Source organism: Variovorax soli (genome assembly GCF_031454625.1).
Classification (GTDB): domain Bacteria; phylum Pseudomonadota; class Gammaproteobacteria; order Burkholderiales; family Burkholderiaceae_C; genus Variovorax; species Variovorax soli_A.
In genome coordinates this window covers 248,707-265,671 of record NZ_JAVDRF010000004.1, presented here as the reverse complement: position 1 = coordinate 265,671, position 16,965 = coordinate 248,707, and the positions used below count along the sequence as shown (strand labels likewise).

Genomic DNA, 16,965 nt, shown 5'->3' with positions numbered 1-16,965 from the left:
TGCAGAAGGAGAAAGCCGCCATGGCCACGTCCGCTTCGACCCTGCGCATCGCGCCCAGCCTGCTGTCGGCCGACTTCGCACGCCTGGGCGAGGAGGTGCGGGCGGTCATCGAAGCCGGCGCCGACCTGATCCATTTCGACGTGATGGACAACCACTATGTCCCGAATCTGACCGTGGGGCCGCTGGTGTGCCAGGCCATCAAGCCCCATGCCACGGTGCCCATCGACGTGCACCTGATGGTCAAGCCCGTCGATGCGCTGATCCCGATGTTCGCCGAGGCCGGCGCGTCGATCATCTCCTTTCACCCCGAGGCCAGCGAGCACGTCGACCGCACGATCCGCCTGATCCGGGCCAGCGGCTGCAAGGCCGGCCTGGTGCTCAACCCGGCGACCCCGCTGCAGGTGCTCGACCATGTGCTGGACCAGCTCGACCTGGTGCTGCTGATGTCGGTCAACCCGGGCTTCGGCGGGCAGAGCTTCATCGAAAGCGTGCTGCCGAAGATCGAGGCGGCGCGCCGCCGCATCGACGCCAGCGGACGCGACATCTGGCTCGAGGTCGATGGCGGCGTCAAGGCCGACAACGCCCGGCGCATCGGCGCCGCGGGCGCCGACACGCTGGTGGCAGGCTCGGCGGTGTTCGCCGGCGGGCGCTACCGCGAAGCCATCCAGGCCATCCGCTCCGCAGCGCTGGCGGGTCGCGCGGCATGAAGGATCTGCGCGGCATCGAGGCCATTGCCTTCGATCTCGACGGCACGCTGGTCGACAGCGCGCCGGACATCCGGCATGCCTTGAATGCCGCGCTCGAAGACGCGGGGCTGGAACACTTTGACCTGGACACGGTACGCGCGTGGATCGGCGACGGCCCGGACGCATTGATCGCACAGGCCTTGTGCCGGCACGGCATCGACGCCGGGGACGACGCCCGCGCCCGCCTGCGCCAGGCCTTCGATGCGCACACGCTGGCCGCGCCCCTGCGATCCGGCCGCGTGTTCGACGGCATCGCCGAGCTGTTCGCCGGCCTGCGCCGGCGGCTGCCGATGGTGGTGGTCACCAACAAGCCGACGCCCCTGGCACGCGCCGTGCTGGATGCCGCCGGACTGCTGCCTTTTCTGGCCGGGGTGCATGGCGCCGATACCGTCGCCCAGCGCAAGCCTTCGCCTTCTCTGCTGCGCGCCGCGGCGGATCGGCTCGGGGTCGCGTCGGCGCGGCTGCTGATGGTCGGCGATGCGCTGCCCGACCTGCTCGCCGCCGAGGCGGCCGGATGCCCGGCCGCGCTGGTGGCCTGGGGCTACGGCGGGCACGCGGCCGCGAATGCAATGCCGCGGGCGTGGCGCCTCGCGACCCCGCAGCAACTGCTGCTGAGCGCCATCGAGCCGGGCGCCCGGCAAAGCGAAGAGATCGTCAAAACCAGGAGATCGACATGCCAATCGCAGGCAAGGCTACGCTGACCCAGTACATCATCGAGGAACGCCGCCGCCATCCGGGCGCCACCGGGGCGCTCAATGCCGTCATCACGGACGTGTCGCTCGCCTGCAAGGCGATCTCGCGCAAGGTGGCGCTTGGCGCGCTGGGCGACATGCTCGGCAGCGCCAGCAGCCACAACGTGCAGGGCGAGGAACAGAAGACGCTCGACGTCCTGAGCAACGACATGTTCCTGCGCGCCAACGAGTGGGGTGGCCACGTGGCAGGCATGGTGTCCGAGGAGATGGAGGCGCCCTACCTGCCCCCGCCGCAGCCGCAGCTGCGCGGCAAGTACCTGCTGCTGTTCGACCCGCTGGACGGCTCGTCCAACATCGACGTCAACGTGGCCGTGGGCAGCATCTTCTCGATCCTGCGGGCGCCCACGCCCGAGCGCGATGCCAGGCCTGAAGACTTCCTGCAGCCCGGCGTGCAGCAGGTCGGCGCCGGCTATGCGATCTACGGGCCCTCGACGATGCTGGTGCTGACCCTGGGCAACGGCACGCATGCCTTCACGCTGGACCCGCAGCTGGGCGAATGGGTGCTGAGCCATCCGAACCTGCGCATCCCGGCGCGCACGCGCGAGTTCGCGATCAACGCCTCGAACAGCCGCTTCTGGGAGCCGGCGGTGAAGCGCTATGTCGACGAATGCCTGGCCGGCCGGGAAGGCCCTCGCGGCACCGACTTCAACATGCGCTGGATCGCCTCGCTCGTGGCCGAGACGCACCGCATCCTGATGCGCGGCGGCGTGTTCATGTATCCACGCGACAGCAAGGAGTCGGGCCGGGCAGGGCGCCTGCGGCTGCTCTACGAGGCCAGCCCGATCTCCTTCCTGATCGAGCAGGCCGGCGGCATGGCCAGCACCGGCCGCCGGCGCCTGATGACGGTGGAGCCGGAGTCGATCCACCAGCGCATCGGCCTGGTCTTCGGCTCGTCCGAAGAGGTGGCGCGCGTGGAGGCCTACCACGCCGAGGCGCCACAGGACACCTACCAGGCGCCGCTGTTCGGCAAGCGCGGCCTGTTCGCGACCGCGGCTTGAATCCGGCTTCGCACGAATCCTTCATCTTCGAGGCCACCATGTCAGCCAAACACCCCATCGTTGCCATCACCGGCTCCTCCGGCGCGGGCACCACGTCCGTCACGCGAACCTTCGAGAACATCTTCCGCCGCGAAAGCGTCAACGCGGCGATCGTCGAAGGCGACAGCTTTCACCGCTACGACCGCACGTCCATGAAGGTGGCCATGGCCGAAGCCGAAACCGCCGGCAACCGGAACTTCAGCCACTTCGGCGAGGACGCCAACCTGTTCGAGGAACTGGAGGCGCTCTTTCGCGATTACGGCGAGGCGGGCGTCGGGCGAAGCCGCAAGTACCTGCACGACGCGCAGGAGGCGGCGCCCTATGCGCAGGAGCCCGGCACCTTCACGCCGTGGGAAACCCTGCCGGCCAGCGAGCTCCTGTTCTACGAGGGCCTGCACGGCGGCGTCACCACCGACAAGGTCGACATCGCCCGCCACGTCGACCTGCTGATCGGCGTCGTGCCGGTGATCAACCTCGAATGGATCCAGAAGCTGCACCGCGACAAGAGCACCCGCGGCTACTCCACTGAGGCCGTGACCGACGTGATCCTGCGGCGCATGAATGAGTACGTGCACTACATCTGTCCGCAGTTCACCCGCACGCACATCAACTTCCAGCGGGTGCCGGTGGTCGATACCTCCGACCCGTTCATCGCGCGCACCATTCCGACGCCGGACGAAAGCCTGGTGGTGATCCGCTTCGCCAACCCGGCCGGCTTCGACTTCCCCTACCTGCTGAGCATGCTGCATGACTCCTTCATGTCGCGCGCCAACACGGTGGTGGTGCCGGGCGGAAAGATGGACCTGGCGATGCAGCTGATCTTCACGCCGATGATCCTGCGCCTCATGGAGCGGCGCAAGAAGGCCTATGCCATCTAGGAAGCACGCCATGACAGCCGAAAACCTCGTCTTGCGCGCCCAGTGCGCGAACGCCATCCGCGTCCTCGCGATGGACGCCGTGCAGGCCGCCGGCTCCGGCCACCCCGGCATGCCGATGGGCATGGCCGACATCGCCGAAGCCTTGTGGCGCCATCGCCTGCGGCACGATCCGGCGGACCCGCGGTGGATCGACCGCGACCGCTTCGTCGTCTCCAACGGCCACGGCTCGATGCTGCTGTATGCGCTGCTGCACCTGAGCGGTTATGCGCTGCCGATGGACGAGCTGCGGCGCTTCCGCCAGCTGCATTCGCGCACGCCGGGGCATCCCGAGACCGGCGTCACGCCCGGCGTCGAGACCACCACCGGCCCGCTGGGGCAGGGCATCGGCAATGCCGTCGGCATGGCGCTGGCGGAGAAGCTGCTGGCCGAGGCGTTCAACCGGCCCGGCCATTCGGTGATCGACCACCGCACCTATGTCTTCCTCGGCGACGGCTGCCTGATGGAAGGCATCAGCCACGAGGTCTGCTCCCTGGCGGGCACCTGGCGCCTGAACAAGCTCGTGGCCTTCTACGACGACAACGGCATTTCCATCGACGGCGAGGTCCGCGGCTGGTTCAGCGACGACACGCCGGGGCGCTTCGAAGCCTACGGCTGGACCGTGCTGCGCGATGTCGACGGCCACGACGCGCAGGCTCTGGACGCCGCCATCGCCCAGGCCACCACCGCCGATCGCCCGGTGCTGGTGTGCTGCAAGACGCGCATCGGCAAGGGTTCGCCGAACCGCGCGGGCACGGCCAAGGCGCACGGCGAAGCGCTGGGGGACGCCGAGATCGCCCTCACGCGCCAGGCGCTGGGCTGGAGTGCGCCGCCCTTCGAGCTGCCGGCGCGGGTCGCGCAAGCCTGGTCGGCACGTGAGTCGGGCGCCGCGCTGCACGCGGCGTGGCAGGCGCGCTTCGATGCCTATGCGCAGGAATACCCGGCCCTTGCGCGCGAGCTGCTGCGCCGTCACCGCAGCGACGCACCGCTCGCTGAAGAAGCCGAGGCGGCGCTGGCGTCGGCCGCAGCGGCAGCGCAACAGCGGCAGGCGGCCGTTGCCACCCGCAAGGCCTCGCAGCAGGTGCTCGACGAAGTGGGCCCCGCGATGCCGGAGCTGATCGGCGGCTCGGCCGACCTCACCGGCTCGAACCTCACCGACTGGAAAGGGCACCGCGCGCTCAAGGGAGCAGGCACGGGCAACCACGTGCACTACGGCGTGCGCGAGTTCGGCATGGCGGCCGTCATGAACGGCCTGGCGCTGCACGGCGGACTGCGCCCCTTCGGCGGCACCTTCCTGACCTTCTCCGACTACGCGCGCAACGGCGTGCGCATGTCGGCGCTGATGAAGCTGCCGGTGATCTACGTCTTCACGCACGATTCGATCGGCCTCGGCGAAGACGGCCCGACGCACCAGCCGGTGGAGCATGCGTCCAGCCTGCGCCTGATTCCGAACGTGGATGTGTGGCGTCCTGCCGATGCCACCGAAACGGCCGTGGCATGGCGGCAGGCGCTGCGCCGCACGGACGGGCCGAGCTGCCTGCTGCTGTCGCGCCAGGCCTTGCCGCACGCCGGCGGGGGCGAGCGCATCGAAGCTATCGCGCGGGGCGCCTATGTGCTGCAGCGTCCGGAAGCAGAAAGCGTGGCCCTGCTGGCGAGCGGCTCGGAGGTCGGTGTCGCACTGGTCGCCGCGGCGATGCTGGCGGAGGACGGCATCGCGGCTCGCGTCGTGTCGGTGCCCTGCCTCGACGTGTTCGAACGCCAGAGCGCGGATTGGCGCCATGCGGTCATTCCGCGCCATCTGCCGCGGCTGGCGGTGGAGGCCGGGAGCACCGGCCTCTGGTGGAAGCTCGTCGGGGAGCACGGCGACGTGGTCGGGCTCGACGGCTTCGGCGAGTCGGCGCCGGCCGGCGAGCTGTTCCGGCTCTTCGGAATCACGGCCGAGGCGGTGGCCGAGCGCGCCCGCCGCCTGCTCGCGGGCGCCACGCGCGCCGGCGCGAAGGAGCCCGCATGAGGCTCGACGACCCGCGCTGACGCTGCGTTCCCGTTTCCGTCCCACCCCCACTGGAGCCTGACATGGCCATGATTTCACTGCGCCGATTGCTGGACCACGCCGCCGAGCATCGGTATGGCGTGCCCGCCTTCAACGTCAACAACCTGGAGCAGATCCAGGCCATCATGCAGGCCGCCAGGAAGACCGACAGCCCGGTCATCCTGCAGGCCTCGGCCGGCGCGCGCAAGTATGCGGGCGAGGCCTTCCTGCGCAAGATGGTCGAGGCCGCGGTGGAGATGTACCCCGAGATTCCTGTGGTGATGCACCAGGACCACGGCGCCAGTCCGTCGATGTGCATGCAGGCCATCCGCTCGGGCTTCACCAGCGTCATGATGGATGGCTCGCTGATGGAAGACGCCCGGACGCCGGCCAGCTACGACTACAACGTCGACGTGACGCGCCGGGTGGTGGAGATGGCGCACGCGGTGGGCGTCTCGGTCGAAGGCGAGCTGGGCTGCCTCGGGTCGCTGGAGTCCGGCATGGCCGGCGAGGAAGACGGCAGCGGCGCCGAGGGCCTGCTCTCGCACGACCAGCTGCTGACCGATCCGCAGCAGGCGGCGGACTTCGTTGCGAGCACCGGCGTCGATGCCCTCGCAATCGCCATCGGCACCTCGCACGGCGCCTACAAGTTCAGCCGCAAGCCGACCGGCGACATCCTGGCGATCGACCGCATCAAGGACATCCATGCGCGCATTCCGCAGACGCACCTGGTGATGCACGGCTCTTCCTCGGTGCCGCAGGAATGGCTGGCGGTGATTCGCGAATTCGGCGGCGAGATCAAGGAGACCTATGGCGTGCCGGTCGAGGAGATCCAGGAGGGCATTCGGCACGGCGTGCGCAAGATCAACATCGACACCGACATCCGGCTGGCCATGACGGGCGCGATGCGCCGCGCCATGGGCCGCGATCGCGGCGAGTTCGATCCCCGCAAGTTCTTGAAGGAGGCGACCGCAGCCGCCCGCGATCTCTGCGTCGATCGCTTCGAGGCCTTCGGCAGCGCCGGCATGGGGACCCGCATGGCGAGGCAATCGGTGGCGATCGCAGGGGAATGAGCGGCCTCGGTCACCGGTCAATAGCCCAGGATCGCATCCCACACGGCCATCTGGCCCAGCTTCGGGACTGTACCCAGCACGGCATCCCGAGCTCTCGCCCCAGCGCAGCGACGTGGCGGTGCCCGGCGACCGGCCAGGCGGCGCCGCTCGCCAGCTTCGGCTGCGCATCGCCTGCGAACGACACGGTCGCGCTGGCGAACTGGTTCGCCAGGCTCGTTTCGTCAGCGCCTGATCCCACCTCGTCGCGGTAATCGTCGAGCCCGTTCGTGCCGAACAAGAACGGAATGTCCGCGCAAGGCGGCGGCACCAGCGAAGATGGGCTGAGCAACACGGCTTTCTGGAAGGTGCGGCGATAGGCTGGGTTCTGCGCCAGCATGGCCGCGTGCATCGCGCCGCCCGATTGCCCGACCACGCACACGCGGGAGGGGTCGCCACCGAATGCCGCGATGTTGGCTTGCAGCCAGCGCAGCGCGGCGTCTGTCCGTAAGGGCCGCGGCAGCATGCAGCGTTGCACCGCTGCAATGATACGTTTGCGCACGAGTGATCGGGGGACGCTTGATGAGGCAGGCAGATCGCACTGCGGCGAGTCGCCAATCGCGCATTTGCCACCGTTTTCGGCATCGACTTCGGCACCGGCATGGGAGTGCTCCAACTTAGCATGAGGCTCCCTTGTTCCACTCCAAGACTTTTTCATGGCAAACAATCTGCTCGTCACGTTCAACCTCGACCAACTCGGCGAAGCGCGCGAATACAGGCCGCCGGCCGAACGCGTCATCGAAGGCGACATCGTGTGCCGCAACTGGGACGTCGACGATTCCAAGGACGGCAAGGTGCGCGCCGGCGTGTGGGAGTCGACCCCCGGCGTCAACCGCTCCATCAAGGGCGAGACCTGGGAGTTCTGCCTGATCCTGTCGGGCCTGGTCGAGATCACGGAAGACGGACACAGCCCCGTCACCTACAAGGCCGGCGACTGCTTCATCATGAAGCCCGGTTACACCGGCACCTGGCGCACGCTTGAAACCGTGCGCAAGGTGTGGGTCATGGCCTGAACAACGCAGGGCATGCCGAGGCACCGCGGTCGAACCGATCAGGGGTGGCGGGCTCTTGACTGTCGGGACCCGAGTGGCGACGCCGGTTGGCGGCCTTCGCGCTGCACGGACCGCCTGCCGGACGATTCGGGCGTCATCGCGGCGAGCACAAGGGCGATCGCGATGAGTAAGGCGCCGACGAGGCTCAGGTATCTTGCATCGACGAACAGAAGCACCAGGCCTCCGAGCACGCCGGAGCAGGCAAGACCGGTGTAGGTCGCCGTGTTGTTGAGAGCGAGCACCAAGGGCGCCACCTGGGGAGCGATCCTCACCAGCCGGTGCTGTTGAGGCACGATCAGTCCCCAGCCGATCAGCCCCCAGATCGTCAGTGCGATGGTGGCGCTGGCCAGGTGAACGGATGTCCAGGGCAGGGCGCAGAAATTGAGGATGGCCACGCCCAGCGCCGCATTGACGATGCTGCGGCTGTCGAAGCGATCGACCAGGCGGCCGGCCACCACGGTTCCTGCCGTCGCGGCGACACCCCAGACCAGAAGCATGCCGGCGAGGATTCGTTCATCGCCGCCGGTCACGCCACGCAGCACCAGGCCGGCATAGGTATAGACCATCAGGAACCCGCCGAAGGCGAACATCGACGTGAGGAGCGTCAGCGCAATGCGGATGTCGCGGACCGGCGCCACCCGCTCCCGGAGCGTGAAGCTTGCAGGCTGAGGAACGGATCGCAGCATCGTCCACACGCCGATCATCGAGACGAGCCCCAGGGCCGCGACGAACCAGAGCGTGCTCCTCCAGCCGCCGAAACCGCCGATGAAGGTACCGAGTGGTGCTCCCAGTGCCGTTGCGGCGGCCAGGCCCGCGGTCACGGTGGAAAGGGCGCGTCCTCGCCTTGCCGGATCGGCGAGCAGCGCGGCCACTCCCAAGGCCGTCGGCGCGAACATCGCAGCGCCAAGACCGGCGAGCGCGCGGCTGAGGAGGACCGTGTTCAGGTCGGTCGCCAAGGCGCTGACGACGTTGCCGACGACAAAGATGCCGAGCGCGGAAACCAGCAGAAGCTTGCGCGGCCAGCTGCCGGCCACGGCCGCCATGACCGGCGCCATCACGGCATAGGAAAGCGCGTACACGGTGACCATCTGGCCGGCGAGGCTGACGGAGGTGTGGAGCGATTCAGCGACGCCGGGAAGGATGCCGGCGACGACGAAGTTGTCCGTCCCTATCGCGAACATCCCGAGCGCGAGCATGAGCAGTCGACGGTCCATCGGGATGATCTCTCAGAGCGCCAGCGCAGCTTGCGGCGTGTTCCGGAAGCTGATGGCGATGCGGTTGTAGGTGTTCATCAGGCCGATCGCGATGGTGAGGTCGACGAGTTCGCGTTCGTCGAACACCGTTCGCGCGGCTTGGTAGGCCTGTTCGGGCACGCCGGTTTCGGCCACGCGCGTGACGGATTCGGCCCACGCCAGGGCCGCACGCTCGCGCTCGTCGAAGAGCGGTCCGGCTTCTGCCCATGCCTGCACCAACGCAAGCTTCTCGATCTTCTGCCCTTTCTTCAGCAGGTCGTGCGTGTGCATGTCCAGGCAGTAGGCGCAGTTGTTGATCTGTGAAACGCGCAGGTAGACCAGATCGACGAGAACAGGCGAAAGGCTGCTCTGCATGACATAGCCATAGACCCCGCCCAGCGCCTTCATGCCGACCGGTGCGATCTCGTTGTAGTCGAGACGCTTGCTCATCTTTCACTCCTGAATGATTGGGATGCAATCATGCAGGGGAAGTCACCTCGGCGGAACTGATAAAGCTGCACTCGCACAATGCACGGCGTTCAATTCACTGCGGGGCGCTCCGCCGTCGCAGGACGGCGTTCAGCCAAGCGGGTCCTGCTGAACGCCCGGTGGCGGCGGAGGCGTCGCCGGTGGGACCTTCGGGCGCAGCACCGCGTTGACTTCGGCGCCGAAGATCAGTGTGGTCGCACTGATGTAGAGGAAGACCAAGGTCGCGACGACCCCCGCAAAGCTGCCGTAGACGAGGGCCAGCTTGCCGGCGGTGCGCAGGGTGTATGACAGCGTGGCGGCCGCCGCCACCCACAGGGCCGCCCCGACCAGGGCGCCGGGCATTACCGTGCGCACCCGCTGCCGCACATCGGGCAACCAGCCGTACAGCATCGCGTACAGCGCGGTGAGCACCAGAAATGCGCTGCCGTAGCGGACGGTGTTGCGTAGCCAGGGCGCCTCTTGACCCTCGCCCAGGCTGATCTCCAGGAACTGCCACAGGTACGGCATGATGATCACCGAACTGAAGGTGGCAAAGATGCCGGTGCCCGCGATCAACGTGAACAGCACGACCTTCATGCGCGCCTTCCAGAACGGCAGGCCCCGATCGACGCCGTACGAACGGTTCAGCGCTGTGCGCACGGCCTGTATGCCCGAAGAAGCGGTCCACAGCGTCGCCATCACGCCGATCGCGAGCAGCGCCTGGTTTCGCTGCGCCAGCACCTGGTCGACGACCGGCTGCAATGCGTCGCGCACCGCCTGAGGCGCGTAGCCCATCACGCGGCCCGCCAGTGCAGCCGCATCGCCGGGTTGCCCGACGAAGCCCGCGCCGGCGGAGAGCAGGATCAACAGTGGAAACATCGCCAGCACCGAGGAGAACGCCAGGCTACCGGCCTGATTCGCGCTCTGGTGCAAGACGTAGTTGCGGATGGCCAGCAGCAAGACGCGCAAGCCTGGCGCCGCCATCGCATCCCGTCGGACGCGGCGCCAGGCATTTCCGAGGCGGCTCATGGGCGGGCGCGCTGGTCATTGCACGCGCAGCGGGGACGGCGGCGCCGGATCGGCGCCAGGGTCATCGGCCGGCGCGCCGGACGTCCTGCACATCTTCGCTAGGCGACGGATCGTTGCTGCGAGGCCGGCCCGCTCTGCCCAGGCCATGGCGCGATGTCTGCGCTTGCCGCACGGATGTGGCCCCACAGCAGGTTGAAGGCGATGCAGCCGAGGATGAAAAGGGCGATGACGATCGCAAGCCAGCGCGAGGCGCGCTTGCCGTCCCCCTGTGGGCCGCGCGGCGGCTTGGTGGTCGTCGCCATCGTCGCTCGCTAGCGGCGCCCGCGCATGAAGAGCAGCAGCAGCGCGGTGAGCACTGCGCTTCCGGCCGCGGCGTAGACGACCGCCTTCCACGGCTCCTCGCTCACGTACGCCGTGCTTCGCTCTCGCAGCTCGGAAGCCTGGCCTTTCATGCTTTCGATTTTCTGGCCGGCAGCGTTGACTGCGTCCTTGGCGTAGGTCTTGGCTGCCTGGGCTGCGCCAGCGGCCTTGGCCTTTGCTTCCTGCAAATAGCCCTCGGCAGCACCGGCGCTGTCGCCGTCCTCCGTGCTCCTGCGCGTCGACGCCGGATCGCCGGTGTTGGCCTGGCCGAGCTGGGTGGACGGCCCGGCCGCCGGGGTACCCTCCGCGGCGACGCCGATGGACCCGCCGGCGTCTGTCTGATCCTCGGTGGGCCTCGAGTTGGATGCGTTCGTTTCCATGGTGTCTCCGTTGAAGAAATTGGGCAGAGGGCTGACTTCGGGTTGCCATCGCGCAACCCAGACAGGTGTCGTTCCTGCCGCCCTGCGGGTTGATCAGCCGAGGGGCCGATTCGATGTAGTCCGCGACTCGCGCGAGCCGGCATTTGGCCAGTGTCGGCATCGCCGTATTTACCTCGCTCCACTGGAGGTGTTGTCCTATACGGGCGCCTTGCCGCTCGCACCACTCTGAGCCATCTCAACCAAGGAGCACGTCATGAATCTCATCATCTGGCTTGTCGTGGGCGGACTGATCGGCTGGGTCGCCAGCATGATCATGAGGACCGATGCTCAGCAGGGCATGTTCCTCAACGTCGTGGTCGGGATCATCGGATCGATGCTGGGCGGCTGGTTCGTGGCGCCGCTCCTTGGGGCCGGGACGGTCAATCAGAACGACTTCAGCATCCGCGGGCTGGCGGCATCTCTCATCGGCGCCGTGATCCTGCTCGCGATCGTCAACCTGGTGCGCCGCGGCCGCGTCCGCTGAGCAACGGACTCCGAGCCTGCGGACCCGGGCTCGGCGGCGGGAGGCCTGGCCATCCATACGCTGCGCTTCAGGCAGCGTCCGGGTCTGGCTCCTTCAACGAGAATCCAGTGGGCATGAAGACCGTTTCTTATGGGGTGCTCATCTTCAACGAGCAAGGGCAACTGCTGCTCGCGCACGCCACGGGACAGAAGCACTGGGACATCCCGAAGGGTGGCGCGGAAGAAGGCGAGTCTGCGCGCGAGGCGGCCATCCGCGAAGTGCGGGAAGAAACGGGAATCGAACTGGCCGCGGATTCTTTGCAGGAGCTCGGGCGATGGCCTTATCTTTCCCGCAAGGACCTGCACCTGTTCCGTGTCGACCTTCTGACGCGAGACTGTGACATCGCTGCCTGCAGGTGCACGAGCTTCTTTCCTCACCGCAAATCAGGCGCGATGATCCCGGAAGTGGACCGGTTCAGGTGGGTCGACGTCGCCGAGATTCCGGCGCTGGCCGCGAAGTCGATGACTGCACTGCTCCAGTCGCTGCCGGGCTTCGAGAGCTTGTCCCCGGCGCCTCCGAGATCTGCGACAGCCCGTACAGATTGATGATCGGTGCCCGCGGGCGCGCTCCGTTGCAGCGCCGCTACCGGAAGCTGATCCCGAGGGAGTTCCGGCGCGTGCGGCAATGGCGCTGGAATGACGTCATGGCCCGAGTCACAGGAATCCGACCGAGAACCACGGCACGAACACCAGCAGCAGCAAGGCGAGAAAGAGTGCCGCCATGTGCGGCCACACGCGCGGCATGGCCACGTCGGGCGAAACACGGCCAATGGCGCAGGCCGCATAGAAGCCGACACCGAAGGGCGGTGCGAACAGCCCCAGGCCCATCGCGAAGATCACGACCATGGCGTAGTGCACTTCGTTCACGCCCACGAGCTTGGCGATCGGGAAGAGCAGGGGGCCGAACAGCACGATGGCCGGAATGCCTTCGAGCAGACTGCCGAGCACCACGAAGGCCAATGCCGACACCAGCAGGAAACCCATCTTGCCGCCCGGAACCGCGGTCATGATCTTGACGAGGTCTTGCGCAAAGCCCGATTGGGTGAGCGCCCAGGCCATCGCGGTCGCGCAGCCGACGATCAGCAAGATGGCGCCCGACAGCGATGCCGTGTCCAGCAGCATCGGATAGAGGCGGCGCCAGTCGAACTGGCGGTAGATGAAGATGCCGGCGATCAGCGTGTAGAAGATGCCGATGGTCGACACCTCGGTCGCCGTTGCCACACCCTCGACGACGGCGGTTCGGATGATCACCGGCAGGGCCAGTGCAGGCAAGGACACGAGCAGCAGCTTGCCGATTTCGCGGCGGGTGGCCCGGGTCACGCCGGTCATGTCCTCGAGACGCGTCTGCCACCAGACGACCCCCGCCATCAGCACCAGCCCGACCACGGCGGGCATCAGGCCGCCGATGAAAAGGGAGGTGATCGACACACCGGTGACGGAGCCGACGGTGATCAGCACGATGCTCGGCGGAATGGTCTCGGACATCGCACCCGATGCCGACAGCAGGCCGATCAGGTCGCCATCCTTCGAGCCGCGCTTCTTCATCTCCGGGAAGAGCGCAGGCGCCACGGCCGCCATGTCGGCCGCCTTGGCGCCCGAGATGCCCGACACGATGTACATCGCGCCGAGCAGCACGTACTGAAGCCCGCCACGCACGTGGCCGATGAGACTGACCAGGAAGTTGATCATGGCCCGCGCGAGGCCGGTCATCTCGATCAGCGATCCCAGGAACACGAACAGCGGCACCGCCAGGAGGATCAGGTGCGACATGCCTTCCTGCATGCGGTTGGGCATGATCGACATCGGCGTCGTGGTCGAGAAGCTCAGGTAGCACATGGTTGCCAGGCCGAAGGCAAAGGCGATCGGCACTCCGATGACGATGCAGCCCACCAGCATCAGCAGGAAGAAGATCACCAGATTGAGGTTGCCCAGGTTCGCGAGCACCGGCGAGAGCATCCACAGCGCTGCGCCGCCGATGGCCACGGCGCCACCCGTGACGGCGATCTGCTTCCAGCTGGCGGTGTCGACCAGGCGCGCGACCGCGGTCACCAGCATGAGGATGGCTCCGGCGCAGACGGCACCCGCGCGCCAGCCTTCGCTGATGCCCAGCACGGGCGTGGTCACGGCCATCTCCTCCTGCCAGTGCTCCCATGCGGGCGGGCACAGCATCACCAGGAAAGCGACCACCAGGCACATGCCGAGCGCATCGATCCATGCGCGCCGATCCGGTGCCATGCCTTTCACGAACGTTGTCAGGTGCATGTGCGCCGTGCGCCGCAAGGCGATGCAGGCGCCGAGCATGGCCAGCCAGAGGAACAGGATGCTCGCCAGCTCGTCGGTCCAGGTCAGCGGCTCGTGCAGGGCGTAGCGCGCAAAGGCTCCGCCGCCGAGGATGAAGATCTCCGCCACCACGATGGCGGCGGCCGGCACTTCCGTGATCCAGGCCAGCGAGCGGTCGATCCACCGCCCCGCGGGCGATCGGGCGGTCGGCATCGTTTGGATCGGGTCGACGAGCGATTCCATGGCGCGGCCCTGATCGTTCAGGCCAGCTTGCCCGAGTACTTCTCGAGCCTGGCCCAGACCTCCTCACCGTACTTGGCCTTCCATTCGGTATAGAAGCCAGCGCTCTTGAGCAGGTCGCGGAAGGGCGCCGGGTTGGGCTTGTTGAAGACAATGCCGAGCTTGGTGAGCTGGGCCTGCGCGTCGGCGTTGAGCTTGGCGATGTCTTCGCGTTCCTTGAGTGCCGCGGCATTGAAGTGCTTGTTCAAGGCCTCCTGCACTTCCTTGGGCAGCGCCTGGTACTTCTTGCCGTTGCCGAAGATGAAGTGGCCGTCCCAGGTGTGAGCGGTGAGCGAGCAGAACTTCTGAACTTCATACAGCTTGGCACTCTGGATGAGGGCCAGCGGGTTCTCCTGGCCATCGACCACCTTGGTCTGCAGCGACGAGTACAGCTCCCCGAACGGAATGGCCGTGGGCGACGCGCCCAGCGCCTTGAACATCGAGATCCAGAGCGGAATGCCGGGCACGCGGATCTTGAAGCCCTTGAGATCGTCCGGCGAGTTGACGGCCTTGCTGGCCGACGTGATGTTGCGATAGCCGTTGTCGAGCACCTTGTCGAAGGCGTAGAGGTTGACCTTGCTCAGCGCCGCGCGCACGTACGCGCCGAGTTCGCCGTCCATGGCAGCCCAGACGGTGTCGTAGTCCTTGAATGCGAACGCAACGCCGTTGATGCCGGCGGTCGGCACCAGGGTCTGCAGGTTCGTGCCCGCCGTGGACATGAAGTCGATGGCGCCGGCACGGGTCTGCGAAATCATGTCGGGCTCGCTGCCGAGCTGGCTGGTGGGGTACACCTGCAGGTCGACCTTGCCCCCGGTGTCCTTGCGGATGGCTTCGGCGGCTTCCTTGATGCGCAGCGTTCCCGGATGATCGGCCGGGAAGGCCGTCCCGTACTTGAGCTTGATCTCGCTTTGCGCAAATGCGAAACGGGTGGGCAGGGTGGCGGCAACGCCGGCGCCGGCGAGTGTGGCGGCGAACTGGCGGCGGGTGGGCTGAAAGATCATGGTGGGTCTCCGTTGGGTCTTGAGGGTTCTTCGAAAGGTCAGCCGGCCAGGAGCAATGTCATGCCACCTTGACGAAGCTTCGAGAGGTGAGACGCGAGCCGTTCGACGAAGGCGGACGGCCATGCATCGCTGCCGAACACGCTCGCATGCGCCAGCGCAGCCTTGGCCGCATCGGTGTCGTTGGCGGCCTGGCGCAGGCGATCGGCCAGCGCCGGCGCACCGGCATCGCCGATCACGAGCGCCGTGCCGCTGTCGGACACGCCGCTGCGCAGGTAGTGCAGCCACGCGGCCAGGGCGCGTTCGAGCAAGGGGCGTTCGATGCCTTGCGCCAGGCTCTCGCGCAGCGCAGGCAGCCAGCGTACGGGCACTTTTTGCGTGCCGTCCATGGCGATCTGCCGGGTTCGGTGGCCCAGGGTCGGATTCTCGAAGCGCGCGAGCAAATCGTGGCAGTACGCAAGGACGTCGTAGCCCGCCGGTGCGGCCACCGTGGCACGCAGGTCCTCGAGCATCAGCCGGCGCGCGAAGCCACCGACCAGCGGGTCCGCCATGGCATCGGACACGCTGTCGAGGCCGCGCAGCTGGCCGGCGTAGGCAATGGCGGAATGGGTGCCGTTGAGCAGGCGCAGCTTCATCGCCTGGTAGGGCCTGACGTCGCTGGTGAGCAGCGCGCCGGCGTCTTCCCATGCCGGACGCACACCGGCGAAGCGGTCCTCGATGACCCACTGCGTGAAGGGCTCGCACACGACGGCCGCTTCGTCGCGCACGCCGAGCCGCCGCGCCGCCCAGTCGAGCGATGTCGGCGTGGCGGCAGGGACGATCCGGTCGACCATGCTGTTGGGCATGGCAACGTCCGATGCGATGCGGTTGGCCAGTGGCACGTCGACCTGCGATGCGTACTGCACCAGCAGCTTGCGCAGCGTGTCGCCGTTGCTTGCCATGTTGTCGCAGCACACGAGCGTCAGCGGCGCCGACGCAGGGCGCAGCCGAATGCCGGCGGCGATGACGCCCAGCGTGCTCTGCGGCTGGTTCGGCGCCGAGAGGTCGTGGCGGATGGCGGGGTCGTCGATGTCGAGCTCGGCACTCGCCGGGTTCTGGCTGTAGCCCTTCTCGGTCACCGTCATCGTGACGATGGAGACGGCCGGATGGGCGATGGCCGCCAGCACCGCCTGCAATTCGCTGGGTGCATGCAGGGCACCGCGAAGCGCGCCGGCGACGCGCGTGCGGGCCTGCTCGCCGTGGCGCTCGGTGACCGAATAGAGGTGATCCTGTGCCGCCAGCATCCGCGGCACGCCGGCGTCACGCAGGCTCACGCCCAGAATGCCCCAGCGCATGTCACCGTGCGCGATCAGCGTTTCCGTGTAGAGCGCCTGGTGTGCACGGTGGAAGGCGCCCAGGCCCAGATGCACGATGCCCGGCACCAGGCGCGAGCGGTCGTAGGCCGGTGTCGCGACGCTCGGCGGCAAGCCACGCAAGGCGCTAGCCGAAAGGGGGGGAAGGCACGTGTCTGTCTCTGGCATGTTCGTTGGCTCGGATCTTTGCCGGGCCTGTGAATGGGCATCTACCATGGTAGTAATCAACTGCCGGGGGAGTCTATGGGCTCGGATGGCCGCCTTGAGCCAGTACAAACCCCTAGGTTCGGTTCATTTTGCAGGGCACTACCATGGTGATAAAGTCGCTCCAGCGCACAAAAGGCCCTCATCGATGTCCACCCAAGCCTTGGCGTCCAACGCCCTCCC

18 protein-coding genes are annotated in these 16,965 nt (G+C 67.5%); 9 read left to right on the top strand and 9 right to left on the bottom strand.

What is annotated here, in order from left to right:
* Positions 1-20: 20 nt before the first annotated feature.
* The 6 genes from rpe to fba all read left to right on the top strand — a co-directional run bounded on the left by rpe (position 21) and on the right by fba (position 6,551).
* Positions 21-707, top strand: coding sequence for a ribulose-phosphate 3-epimerase (gene rpe, locus J2739_RS11285; protein ID WP_309901556.1), 687 nt, complete (start codon positions 21-23; stop codon positions 705-707).
* On the top strand, positions 704-1,447 hold the full coding sequence (locus J2739_RS11280; protein WP_309901554.1) for an HAD-IA family hydrolase: 744 nt from the start codon (positions 704-706) through the stop codon (positions 1,445-1,447). The genes rpe and J2739_RS11280 overlap by 4 nt, the downstream gene beginning before the upstream one ends.
* Complete coding sequence (locus J2739_RS11275; protein ID WP_309901552.1) at positions 1,420-2,496, top strand: class 1 fructose-bisphosphatase; 1,077 nt, start codon at positions 1,420-1,422, stop codon at positions 2,494-2,496. The genes J2739_RS11280 and J2739_RS11275 overlap by 28 nt, the downstream gene beginning before the upstream one ends.
* A 38-nt stretch (positions 2,497-2,534) precedes the next feature.
* Positions 2,535-3,413 carry a phosphoribulokinase gene (locus J2739_RS11270; protein ID WP_309901550.1) on the top strand — a complete coding sequence of 293 codons (879 nt, stop codon included), beginning with the start codon at positions 2,535-2,537 and terminating at the stop codon, positions 3,411-3,413.
* Positions 3,414-3,423: 10 nt separating this feature from the next.
* On the top strand, positions 3,424-5,460 hold the full coding sequence (gene tkt, locus J2739_RS11265) for a transketolase (RefSeq protein ID WP_309901548.1): 2,037 nt from the start codon (positions 3,424-3,426) through the stop codon (positions 5,458-5,460).
* A 62-nt stretch (positions 5,461-5,522) separates the two neighbouring features.
* The gene (fba, locus tag J2739_RS11260; RefSeq protein WP_309901546.1) at positions 5,523-6,551 is read left to right on the top strand and encodes a class II fructose-bisphosphate aldolase; all 1,029 of its coding nucleotides are present in this window, start codon (positions 5,523-5,525) and stop codon (positions 6,549-6,551) included.
* 10 nt (positions 6,552-6,561) lie between these two features.
* Here the strand turns inward: fba and J2739_RS11255 are convergent, their stop codons facing one another.
* Complete coding sequence (locus J2739_RS11255; RefSeq protein WP_309901543.1) at positions 6,562-7,203, bottom strand: carboxylesterase family protein; 642 nt, start codon at positions 7,201-7,203, stop codon at positions 6,562-6,564.
* Positions 7,204-7,243: 40 nt separating this feature from the next.
* On the opposite strand from J2739_RS11255, the gene J2739_RS11250 reads away from it, so the two are divergent.
* Positions 7,244-7,600 carry a cupin domain-containing protein gene (locus tag J2739_RS11250; protein WP_309901541.1) on the top strand — a complete coding sequence of 119 codons (357 nt, stop codon included), beginning with the start codon at positions 7,244-7,246 and terminating at the stop codon, positions 7,598-7,600.
* Positions 7,601-7,638: 38 nt separating this feature from the next.
* Here the strand turns inward: J2739_RS11250 and J2739_RS11245 are convergent, their stop codons facing one another.
* The 5 genes from J2739_RS11245 to J2739_RS11225 form a co-directional block, all read right to left on the bottom strand.
* Positions 7,639-8,853, bottom strand: a complete 1,215-nt coding sequence (locus J2739_RS11245; RefSeq protein ID WP_309901539.1) for an MFS transporter — start codon at positions 8,851-8,853, stop codon at positions 7,639-7,641.
* Between the two features lie 12 nt (positions 8,854-8,865).
* The gene (locus tag J2739_RS11240; RefSeq protein ID WP_309901537.1) at positions 8,866-9,321 is read right to left on the bottom strand and encodes a carboxymuconolactone decarboxylase family protein; all 456 of its coding nucleotides are present in this window, start codon (positions 9,319-9,321) and stop codon (positions 8,866-8,868) included.
* A gap of 129 nt (positions 9,322-9,450) precedes the next feature.
* A complete protein-coding gene (locus J2739_RS11235; RefSeq protein ID WP_309901535.1) occupies positions 9,451-10,299 on the bottom strand; it encodes a YihY/virulence factor BrkB family protein in 849 nt (282 codons plus the stop codon).
* A gap of 167 nt (positions 10,300-10,466) precedes the next feature.
* On the bottom strand, positions 10,467-10,670 hold the full coding sequence (locus tag J2739_RS11230; protein ID WP_309901533.1) for a hypothetical protein: 204 nt from the start codon (positions 10,668-10,670) through the stop codon (positions 10,467-10,469).
* 9 nt (positions 10,671-10,679) lie between these two features.
* The gene (locus J2739_RS11225) at positions 10,680-11,108 is read right to left on the bottom strand and encodes a hypothetical protein (protein WP_309901531.1); all 429 of its coding nucleotides are present in this window, start codon (positions 11,106-11,108) and stop codon (positions 10,680-10,682) included.
* A gap of 253 nt (positions 11,109-11,361) precedes the next feature.
* Between J2739_RS11225 and J2739_RS11220 the strand changes: the two genes are divergently transcribed.
* Entirely contained in the window at positions 11,362-11,631 is a 270-nt protein-coding gene (locus J2739_RS11220; protein ID WP_309901529.1) for a GlsB/YeaQ/YmgE family stress response membrane protein, read from the top strand.
* A gap of 113 nt (positions 11,632-11,744) precedes the next feature.
* Complete coding sequence (locus J2739_RS11215) at positions 11,745-12,215, top strand: NUDIX hydrolase (RefSeq protein ID WP_309901527.1); 471 nt, start codon at positions 11,745-11,747, stop codon at positions 12,213-12,215.
* Positions 12,216-12,323: 108 nt separating this feature from the next.
* Here the strand turns inward: J2739_RS11215 and J2739_RS11210 are convergent, their stop codons facing one another.
* The 3 genes from J2739_RS11210 to J2739_RS11200 are packed head-to-tail and all read right to left on the bottom strand — an operon-like array spanning position 12,324 to position 16,746.
* On the bottom strand, positions 12,324-14,192 hold the full coding sequence (locus tag J2739_RS11210; protein WP_309901525.1) for a TRAP transporter large permease: 1,869 nt from the start codon (positions 14,190-14,192) through the stop codon (positions 12,324-12,326).
* A 17-nt stretch (positions 14,193-14,209) separates the two neighbouring features.
* Entirely contained in the window at positions 14,210-15,229 is a 1,020-nt protein-coding gene (locus J2739_RS11205) for a TRAP transporter substrate-binding protein (RefSeq protein ID WP_309901523.1), read from the bottom strand.
* 38 nt (positions 15,230-15,267) lie between these two features.
* Positions 15,268-16,746: a mannitol dehydrogenase family protein gene (locus tag J2739_RS11200; RefSeq protein ID WP_309901521.1), complete on the bottom strand. Its 1,479-nt coding sequence runs from the start codon at positions 16,744-16,746 to the stop codon at positions 15,268-15,270.
* Positions 16,747-16,965 lie beyond the last annotated feature (219 nt).